This window comes from Pseudomonas caspiana (genome assembly GCF_002158995.1).
Lineage (GTDB): Bacteria > Pseudomonadota > Gammaproteobacteria > Pseudomonadales > Pseudomonadaceae > Aquipseudomonas > Aquipseudomonas caspiana.
Genome location: NZ_LOHF01000026.1, coordinates 86,020 through 95,268, shown reverse-complemented (window position 1 = coordinate 95,268; position 9,249 = coordinate 86,020). Strand labels below are relative to the sequence as shown.

The window sequence follows — 9,249 nt, the reverse complement described above, 5'->3', positions numbered from 1 at the left end:
CGCCGAGTCCATTTCCATCCGCGCTCAACGCAACTGGTCCGAGCATGTACTTAATGATCAGTCGATTCAGGTGGATAACCAGCGCAAGGTCAAGGTCACCGGGCTGTCCAGCCACGAGCTACACGGCGAAGAACACCACCTTACGCACGGTGCCCGTAAAACCCAGGTGCTGGCCGATGACTCGTTGACGGTGGTGGGCAACCAACACATTAGTGCTGCGAATCATCTGGTCAGCGCCACGCAGGAAATCCACCTGTCGGCCGGGCAAAACATGATTGTCGACGCCACGTTGAGTACGACGATCAAGGCAGGTGGTCACTGGATATCGATCACTCCGGCGGGGATTTTTACCAGCGTACCGATTCTGCTGGGTGGGATTCCGGTGCCGGGGATGCCGTCGACACCTTCACTGCCGATGTCGCTGGACAAGCAAACGGCAATCACTGCGCCCAAGTCTGCTGCAGATCACTCAAGTCTGGCGCTCCCCGAGCTACTGGTGGGTGACACCCCGATTGTCGAGCTGTGCCAGAAGCCTGAAGGTAAAACGCCGATGGAATGCCCGTTGGCGCATTGCCCTTGTGCAAGAAAACTACGCGAAGGTGGGCAGTAATGAATACCTGGATACTGCTTGAACGTACAAAGTCAGTTCTGCCGCAGCTGTACCGACGGGTCGGAGCTCCCCAGCTCTCAATGCTTTTCGACACCACTGAATTAGCCGCTTATACCGAGCAAAGCCCGATTCTGGTAACGACCGATAAAACCTCGGACTTGTTCAAAGCCGTACAGCAAGTACCTGAAGACTGGCCAGGTTTGATCATCCAGAGTCATCACTCGACATCGGTGGTGCTGGCACATCTGCGTCACATTCTGCTGGTCCGCTTTGATGACTTGGGCAGAGGCGTTTTGCGGTACTCCAATCCCGTCACTGCCAGCTATTTTTTCCCGGCTTGTCAGCCCGACTCACTCAACTACTGGCTTGGGCCGATCAGCCGCCTGAGTTGGTACGGCGGGAAGTGGGCAGACCGAGCCTCGAACACCTATTCCTGGCGGAATATTGAGAACCTGGAGGCGCAAAGCTGGAAACCCTTGGCGTTTGAATCCGCACTCGACAGCCATCAACAGCAGGCCCTTCGGCGCCATCAGCAGGATCACTTCCTGTACCGATGGTGGCTCAAACAAAGTGATCTTTGTTATTCGCCAGGCCAGCGGTGGCTGCATGAAGGGCTGGGCTACGGATTTACAAAGGCTGACTCGCTTGAGCATTACCTGAACGTGCGTCGGGACTATCCAGCGGCTGATGTGCCGCAAGAGTTGCCTAAGGGCTCCGACGAAATTCGTTTTGCCTATCTGCTGCACCACTTGCAACAAAACACCACCGGACAGGAAAACTGAGATGTCGCACAACGTCGGCGATCTGAGCCGTGGCCCTTGCTGTGAAATCAACAAACTCATCGTTCAGGTGGTTGGTAATGATCATCCTGCGAGCCAGCGCCTGGCTTTTTATGAGCGCGACAGCGACAAACGACTGGATGCGCTGACCGCTCAGGACTGTCCGGAAACCATTACGGCGTTCATGTGTGCGCCGAGCATGTTGCATGTCTGGGACTGGAGCGGTGAACCCCGACATCGGATGATGCTTGAGGTTGACTCAGAGTGCGGCCCACCGATTCTGTTACCGCTGCCTGACGTCGGCATCACAGTCCGGCAACTGGATCAGCAGCACAACCAGATCGTCCCGATATTGCCATTCGTGGCGCTGCCCGGAACCAACAGTGCCCATGACCACGGTACGCCGGTGCTATGCCGTGCCGGTTATATTTATGTGTTCCTCGGTAATCGCCTATGGCGCGAACTGGAAGTTCATGTCACGGACGAAGGCACCACCTATCACGACATCGATCTGGACAGGTTCCGCATTGAGGGCGAATACGCCGATGATGCCCGGCTAGCCACGGGCAAGGGACTGGACGACATCTGGTTGCCCGCCAACTGGAACAATAAGCGCGTTGAAGCCGAATTATGCTTTAGCGAAGTGCAGCTCAACCATGCGCGACTCAAACGTCTCGAGCAGGATCCGGCACTGCGTAAACAACGCTGCCAACGACCCGACCTCAGGGTGGCGCAAGATGCCTCCAACCGTCGCTTTCAGGACAAGCCCGATGGTATGGCCATGCTTGAAGCGTTCAGCGCCTTCGATGCGTTTGACGTCATCAGCCAGTCTGAAACGAGTGCTGCTCATACCACCTGGTTGAACCTCAGGCAGCATGCTTTCCCGGTGTCGGTTCCAGCGCCGCAACGCGGGCGGCAGATTGGTTTGGAATGGATGCTCGATCAGCCCGCCCAGTATTTGTGTGACCTGAGTGGGCAGTTTCTGGCTACTGCTTTCAAGGCTGCGCGGCAGCACGTTCAAGCGTGTGAAGACGGGAAGGCCGCCTATCGTCAGCAACGCCTCGAAACAGGAGCCTGGGCGCAGCGTCTGGAGCAAATCGTTGAGCCGGAGGCCGAACACAACAGCGGATTATGGGAGCCTCATCCGCCCGCCGAGGACGTCCTATCGAATGCTCGTACCCGACACCTCTACGGCGTAATGCTTGAAGACGCGCATTACCGAATGCGGCATTTGAACACCCGTATTCAGGAGCAACAGCAGTTACTGGAGTTGTGTGGCGCTCGGGCGCAACAGTACGGTCATCACGGCAGCGCGCTGCTGGTACAGCAGTTGATCGTGCCCGTGTCCATTGGCGGCCTGAAAAACCCGATGCATCAACAACTGGAGCATCTCAAAGAGCAAGGGCGGCTGGACATCAATCGCTTTACCGCTACCGGCGAGCGCACCCAGGTGTGGCGCAGCCTGGAAATGAGCCAGTCGCTGCTCTGTGAGTGCCTGCAACAGCCGCATACCGAGCAGAGCCTTGCTGATTACGCGAGCCAGGACGGGTTCAAATACGCGGCTTCTCTGTACTTCATCAGCCAGATGTTCGTCACGCTGGCGTTGCGCCCAGCGGCTTACGATCCATTGGCGGTCAGTGGCGACATTACTGATGCCGTAACCCTGCTCAGTCTTTACAGTCCGAAAGAGAGCGCCGGTCAGCGCTGGCTCGCTAAAGTCGTCAACGATCCAGAGCATCCGCTGCACCGGATGCTTTGGCCGGATGTCGAGCAGCAGGACCTCAACGCTCCTTATCAGCCGCCCAGTACCCCTGAAGTCAATCAGGGCGACGGACAGTTTCGCGCCACTGAACTAGCGATAATCGGGCGGAGCAACTTTTTTCCACCTACAAGCCCCGGCGATATCAACAGCCTGTTCCTGGCGACGTTGCTTAAAAGCGGCAATCTCAATTCCACGCTCACGACAGCTGCTAAAGGTGCCGCTGGGGCACTCATTGCTGTCCATGAAAACCTGCAAGGCGCTGTCGAAGCTGCCGAGCAGGCTTTACATAAAGCGAAGCAGGCAGGTACCCGGCAATCTTCCACACCTTGGCGTGCAAGTACTGCGATACAACGGCGGGGCGTTGCACAGCTGCGCAGCATGCTGCCTGACACCTTTGGCGACCTGCATTTCCTTGCCCGTGCCGAGGCCCATCACAAGGAATACTACGTTTTCGGTCTGGACGACTTGCCCGAGCAGCCCAACCGTTCTGCCCAGACGTATGGGGTATATCGCAATCAAAACGGGGTCATGAAAAGTCCAGCTGAGCGACACGGCTACGCCGAGCAGCCCGTAATACTCTCGCCTGACCGAAAGGTGCTTGGCATGCCAGGGCAACATCCCACCGCAATATCGGTGCGTGGCGCGAATCAGCGTTTCAATGAGGCGTGGCAGAAAGAGTTGATGGATAGCGCAGCGGATACGGCGGAAAGGGCTAGCGCGATAGAGAAGGCGGCGAAGCAGCTCAATGGGCTACGCAGTAACGGGTTTTTCAAAGTGTTGAATTCGGTTCCGTTTGCGGGGGCCGTGGTGGCGCTGGAGCTTTGGAATTTGAGGAATGAGTTGGAGGCTTATTCACAAACTAGCCGAGAAAAAGGCAAGTACAGGGCGGCCGCTGGAATCGTTGGCGCAGGATTTGATCTCATCATTGCTATGGAGGCACTGACAGTGAGGCTATCGGGTAGCAAATCTGTCTTGGCAGCAGGACGTAAGACGTTGCTTACCATTTCTGAAGCGTCGGCCGAGCGGCTTCTGGGGCCGTTAAGTGAATACCTCGTCAAAGAGTTCAGTGCTCGTCTATTTGCGCAGATCGGTGCCGGGCTTATTTTTTCTGGCATTAGCCTCCATGAAGCCTGGTATTCCTACCAATGGGACGACAATGGTTATATCGGCTATCTGCTCATGGCAACGGGTGGTTTTGTTGGTACGGCGAGTAACTTTATCGTCGGAAGCAGTTTATTTCTCGGTCTGTCGCCAGCGGGATGGATTAGCCTTTTTCTAATTGTTGTTGGCGTTTTGGTGGTCTACTTGCTCAGCAGTAGTTCCCTCAAGGACTGGCTAAAAAAAGGTCCATTTGGCACGGATCCACACAACATAGCCGAGCACCTGAGTGATCCACAGAGGGCCTTTCATTATCTGGTCAGCCTGCTGGCCAACATCCGAATCAGCATCGACCGTAACCCTGACTTCAAGCCCAACGCCAAACTTGATTTCCGGGATTCGGTACCGTTTGAGGTGCGCAGCGCTAATACTCGGATCCGCATTGAAAGCAATCTTTCTGGTCTCATGAATGGGTTAGGTCAACCGGGAATCGCGGCTTTTTGCGCCCTAGAGCGAGTCGAGAGCTTTTACGATGGTTATGGCGGGCACACTGTCCAGAACAGTTCATACTCTGTCACTCAGCCTACGTGTCATCGCCTATGGCCGGATGCTCTAGAGATTTTCGTTAGTACTCCCAACTCCTACCCGGCAGAGCCGCAGGCGAACCTTCCCGCCCTCTATCACGTCTGGCGCGTTCGGGCGCAGTTCTCGGTTAATGATGGGCCACATACCTGGGTCTTCCCAGCACCACCGCCCAAAGACCCGACACCTTTCGGCCCGCCTTACACACGGCCTGACTTTGAAAATACCGCGCGTCTGTTCTGGGCGGATGAAACCGAACACAGAGCGAAGACTGAACAATGATGACAGATCAGACTTCCTACTACGCCCCGACAGCCTATCGCTCGGACAAGATCCCCGATCAATTGCCTTCGGAAGGGCGATCCTGGTTGAAACGCTTTGGTAAACGACGCTTGCCATGGGGAGAGACGCTGGATATTGCCCCTGATAATTTCATACGCAAGCGTTCGCCTAGTAACTTGCGATTCCGCGAACAGATGGATAAAGAGCGAGGAGTCAAGAAAGCCGTAGGAGCCTATGTGCCCGCCCCATACGAGCACGTAGACTTTCATGATCGACATGATCATCAGCGGTTCAGGTTTTCGTTGTGGTCTAAAAAATCGCAGTTTTGGCTATATCTTTTGATGTTTGGTAAAGGGTTGTTTCTGGTTGGGATTGTGCCATCACTGTTTGCTCTCATTTCAGTAGGATATCTAGATCCAGAACCATGGATAGTTGTTACATTCGATTTGATGAAAGGCTTTTTCTCTTGGTTTCTAGGAGTACCTCTATTTTGCTGGGCCATAGGGTCTCTCGTCATCCACAAATTTCCAAAGCTCTGGGTTAAACCCTCACGTGGACCCATCTGGGAGTTGAATCGTCGCACCGGTCTCGTAACGGTATTCGACTACAACAATAACGGCGAATACAAAAAGAACGGCACTATCGGCGAACTGACGGCCCCATTTTATGAGTTCGATGCTTACATCGTTTCCGTGGCAGAGCGGCAGGGCTCGATGAACCACGTACTGTTTCTCGCACATCGTTACCGCGACATCGTGATCGACTTCTCCGCCCTGGTAAACCTGGATAACCGCTGGCAAATGCCCTGCGCGCTGTGGGATTTTCTGCAGAACTACATGGACACCAGTGGTCCGCTGCCGGAGTTGCCGCGTTACGAAGAGTTCCGCCACCTCGATCCCACGACCGCCGCCTACGACCAGCAAACCGGGCGTCCGCCGCGTTTATGGATCGATATGGATGACGCAACGTATAAACAGCATCTGGACCATTTGCTGGACAGCATTGATGACATCGACACTTTTCAGCGGCCAAACCTGATGGCGCAGTATGTTCGGTATGTGGATTGAAACCGATAACGACTAGCTGTAGTGAAATACCTTACTACGCCCTGACAGCATACCGCCCGGACAAGATCCCCGATCAACTGCCTTCAGCAGAGCGCTCCTGGTTAAAACGCATCGGCAAACGCCGCTTGCCATGGGGGTACACGCTAGACATTGCTCCCGATGACTTTTTGCGGGAGAGAGCACCGGATAAATTGCGGTTTCAGGAACAGATGCGCAAAGAACGAGAGGATAAAAAGGCGGCAGGCATCTATGTGCCAGCTCCTTATGAGCACGTGGACTTTCATGATCGACATGATCATCAGCGATTCAGGTTTTCACTTTGGTCCACCAGATCGCAGTTTTGGTTGTATATTTTGATATTCGGCAAAGGTTTTTTCCTAGTCGGCATTATTCCTGCGCTGATGACCTTAGGAACTGCAGCTTTTTACTTGAGTGACCCCTGGATTGAAGTAGCGACAGACATGGTCGGATATTTATTCTCATGGCTTTTGGGAATTCCTCTTCTCTGCTGGGCCATAGGATCCCTCGTCATCCACAAATTCCCCAGACTCTGGGTTAAGCCCTCTCGAGGCCCCATCTGGGAACTGAATCGTCGTACCGGTCTTGTCACCCTGTTCGATTACAAAAATAACGGCGAATACAAAAAGAACGGCACTATCGGCGAACTGACGGCCCCATTTTATGAGTTCGATGCTTACATCGTTTCCGTGGCAGAGCGGCAGAACCATGTGCTGTTTCTCGCCCATCGTTACCGCGACATCGTGATCGACTTCTCCGCCTTGGTAAACCTGGATAACCGCTGGCAAATGCCCTGCGCGCTATGGGATTTCATTCAGAACTACATGGACACCAGTGGTCCGCTGCCGGAGTTGCCGCGTTACGAGGAGTTTCGCCACCTCGATCCCACCACCTCCGCCTACGACCAGCAAACCGGCCGGCCGCCGCGCTTCTGGATCGATATGGACGACGCGACGTACAAACAGCATCTGGACCATTTGCTGGACAGCATTGATGACATCGACACTTTTCGACGCCCAAATTTGATGGCGCAGTATGTGAGGTATGTGGATTGAAGCCGGCGACCTCGAGTTGCAGTGAAATAACTTATCGAGCGCGTGCCTTGCCTTCACTGCTCCGCTATTGATCTCTCAATCATCCCGAGTCAAAACCTCCAGCAATTCAATCTCAAAATACAAATCAGACCCCGGTTTGATATGCGCGCCCATTTGCCGATCGCCGTACGCCAGATGCGCAGGCACGAACAGGGTGCGGATGCCGCCGACTTTCATGCCCATCAAGCCTTGATCCCAACCTTTGATAACGCGCCCGGTGCCGATCACGCACTGGAAAGGCTTGCCGCGTTCATGGGAGGAGTCGAACACGGTGCCGTCTTCCAGTTTGCCGGTGTATTGGGTGGTGATCAGCGCGCCTTTGACGACTTCCTTGCCGTCACCGGTGCGGATGTCTGTGATCAGCAATTCGTTGTTCATGGTGTTTCTCTCTAATAAAGCGACAAGGACGGCTTTTTCTCAGGAACGCGTCAGTGGTGCAAGGGTTTGATGAGTTAATCGGCATTGAATGCCACCCCCGCTAAAGCGCTCCTACACTCAACATGCAAACTACTGCATGTAATGCATTATCTGTAGGAGCTGCCGAAGGCTGCGAGGCATTCAGTCTGACACACCGCGATCGCAGCCTTCGGCAGCTCCTACAGATCATGTGTTTGCAACTTGATGGCGCGGAGTCAGCAGGGCCGGGTAATCTCTTGTGCTATCCGCACTTTTAAAATCAGGAGGAGCACCAGAATGACCAGCACCAACGCTTCAAAGGTCGCACTTGTCACGGGCGCAGGCAGCGGCATTGGTCGTGCTGTTGCGTTGGGTTTCCTGAAGGATGGCTACAGCCTGGTGCTGGCGGGGCGTCGTCAGGAGCCGCTCGACGAATTGGCGGCGGTTATTAGCGAGGCGGGTGGCAAGGCCATCGCAGTGTCCACTGACGTGCGTGATCCAGCGAGCGTCGATGCGCTGTTTACGAAGATTGAAGAGGCTTATGGCCGCCTGGACGTGTTGTTCAACAACGCCGGTGTGGGTGCTCCGGCCGTGCCGGTGGATGAGCTTGACGTCGACAAGTGGCTGAACGTGATCAACACCAACGTGACTGGGGTCTTTCTTTGCGCCCGCGCCGCGTTCGGGCTGATGCGCAGGCAGGTGCCGCAGGGTGGCCGGATCATCAACAACGGCTCGATTTCCGCCCACACGCCACGTCCATTCAGCTCGCCTTATACAGCGAGCAAACACGCTGTGCTCGGGTTGACCAAAACGTTTGCACTGGACGGGCGTGAATACAACATTGCCTGCGGTCAGATCGACATCGGTAATGCCTTGACCGAACTCGCGGCACGCATGACCACCGGCGTACGACAGGCCAACGGGCAGACCGCCGTGGAGCCGATGATGGACGTCAAGGAAGTTGCCGACGCGGTGCGTTACATGGCGGGCTTGCCGCTGTCGACCAACGTGCTGAACATGACCGTTATGGCCACTAACATGCCGTTCGTTGGTCGCGGCTAGGTCACAGGTTTAGTTCAGGTTCTGGCTGGCAACGACCATGGCCTGGGCGATGTTGTTTTTTTCTGCTTCGGTGAAACCGTCCCAGACATGCACCTTGGCGTAGTAGCCCAGGCCCGCCAAGGAGTAGATGCTCAGGGTGAACACGATGAAAATGGTCACGAATGTCCAGCGGCCGCCGTCATTCTCTTCACGGGACGAGAAGTTCTCGGTGTAGGTGTCATTGTTGCCGTTGCGGGATACCGCATTGGAAGCCAGACGTTTGAACCATTGGAGCAGGTAGATCATGACGAGTCGCAGCATGGTAGTAGCCTCAAGTTTTAAAAGTGTGCAGTAGGGCGCCCGTTGGGCTGGCCCGAAATCGTCGTTTGCGCTCATGGCGCGCTCGGCTACAAATGCCGAAAACGAAAAAAGCCCGTCTATGACGGGCTTTTCTTTTTATAAATCTGGTCAAGTCGTCGGGCTTCGATGTTGACGACTGATGATGTCGTTGACGTTCGAT

General features: G+C 55.0%; 8 protein-coding genes. 6 read left to right on the top strand and 2 right to left on the bottom strand.

Features of this window, described 5'->3' with window-relative positions; all coding sequences use genetic code 11:
- The 5 genes from AUC60_RS27900 to AUC60_RS23575 form a co-directional block, all read left to right on the top strand.
- Positions 1-610 (top strand): bacteriophage T4 gp5 trimerisation domain-containing protein (locus AUC60_RS27900; RefSeq protein WP_420800758.1); only part of this gene is annotated, 610 nt, incomplete at its 5' end.
- Positions 610-1,392, top strand: a complete 783-nt coding sequence (locus tag AUC60_RS23590) for a DUF4123 domain-containing protein (RefSeq protein WP_158099151.1) — start codon at positions 610-612, stop codon at positions 1,390-1,392. The genes AUC60_RS27900 and AUC60_RS23590, both read left to right, overlap by 1 nt.
- Position 1,393: 1 nt before the next feature.
- Positions 1,394-5,113: a toxin VasX gene (locus AUC60_RS23585; RefSeq protein ID WP_087273391.1), complete on the top strand. Its 3,720-nt coding sequence runs from the start codon at positions 1,394-1,396 to the stop codon at positions 5,111-5,113.
- Positions 5,110-6,180: a hypothetical protein gene (locus tag AUC60_RS23580; RefSeq protein WP_238599632.1), complete on the top strand. Its 1,071-nt coding sequence runs from the start codon at positions 5,110-5,112 to the stop codon at positions 6,178-6,180. Before AUC60_RS23585 ends, AUC60_RS23580 begins: the two co-directional genes overlap by 4 nt.
- On the top strand, positions 6,177-7,253 hold the full coding sequence (locus AUC60_RS23575; RefSeq protein WP_238599631.1) for a hypothetical protein: 1,077 nt from the start codon (positions 6,177-6,179) through the stop codon (positions 7,251-7,253). Before AUC60_RS23580 ends, AUC60_RS23575 begins: the two co-directional genes overlap by 4 nt.
- 75 nt (positions 7,254-7,328) lie before the next feature.
- On the opposite strand, the gene AUC60_RS23570 is transcribed toward AUC60_RS23575, so the two are convergent.
- The gene (locus AUC60_RS23570; RefSeq protein ID WP_087273389.1) at positions 7,329-7,670 is read right to left on the bottom strand and encodes an FKBP-type peptidyl-prolyl cis-trans isomerase; all 342 of its coding nucleotides are present in this window, start codon (positions 7,668-7,670) and stop codon (positions 7,329-7,331) included.
- A 315-nt stretch (positions 7,671-7,985) separates the two neighbouring features.
- Here AUC60_RS23570 and AUC60_RS23565 point away from each other — a divergent pair, with 315 nt between their 5' ends.
- Positions 7,986-8,750: an SDR family oxidoreductase gene (locus tag AUC60_RS23565; RefSeq protein ID WP_087273387.1), complete on the top strand. Its 765-nt coding sequence runs from the start codon at positions 7,986-7,988 to the stop codon at positions 8,748-8,750.
- Between the two features lie 9 nt (positions 8,751-8,759).
- Here AUC60_RS23565 and AUC60_RS23560 read toward each other — a convergent pair whose 3' ends face one another.
- Complete coding sequence (locus AUC60_RS23560) at positions 8,760-9,050, bottom strand: hypothetical protein (RefSeq protein WP_087273385.1); 291 nt, start codon at positions 9,048-9,050, stop codon at positions 8,760-8,762.
- Between the last annotated feature and the right edge of the window lie 199 nt (positions 9,051-9,249).

Excerpts from the sequence above, each read along its gene's own strand:
- AUC60_RS23590 (WP_158099151.1), top strand. The coding sequence starts at position 610 with ATGAATACCTGGATACTGCTTGAACGTACAAAGTCAGTTCTGCCGCAG.
- AUC60_RS23585 (WP_087273391.1), top strand. The coding sequence starts at position 1,394 with ATGTCGCACAACGTCGGCGATCTGAGCCGTGGCCCTTGCTGTGAAATC.
- AUC60_RS23580 (WP_238599632.1), top strand. The coding sequence starts at position 5,110 with ATGATGACAGATCAGACTTCCTACTACGCCCCGACAGCCTATCGCTCG.
- AUC60_RS23570 (WP_087273389.1), bottom strand. The coding sequence starts at position 7,670 with ATGAACAACGAATTGCTGATCACAGACATCCGCACCGGTGACGGCAAG.
- AUC60_RS23565 (WP_087273387.1), top strand. The coding sequence starts at position 7,986 with ATGACCAGCACCAACGCTTCAAAGGTCGCACTTGTCACGGGCGCAGGC.
- AUC60_RS23560 (WP_087273385.1), bottom strand. The coding sequence starts at position 9,050 with ATGCTGCGACTCGTCATGATCTACCTGCTCCAATGGTTCAAACGTCTG.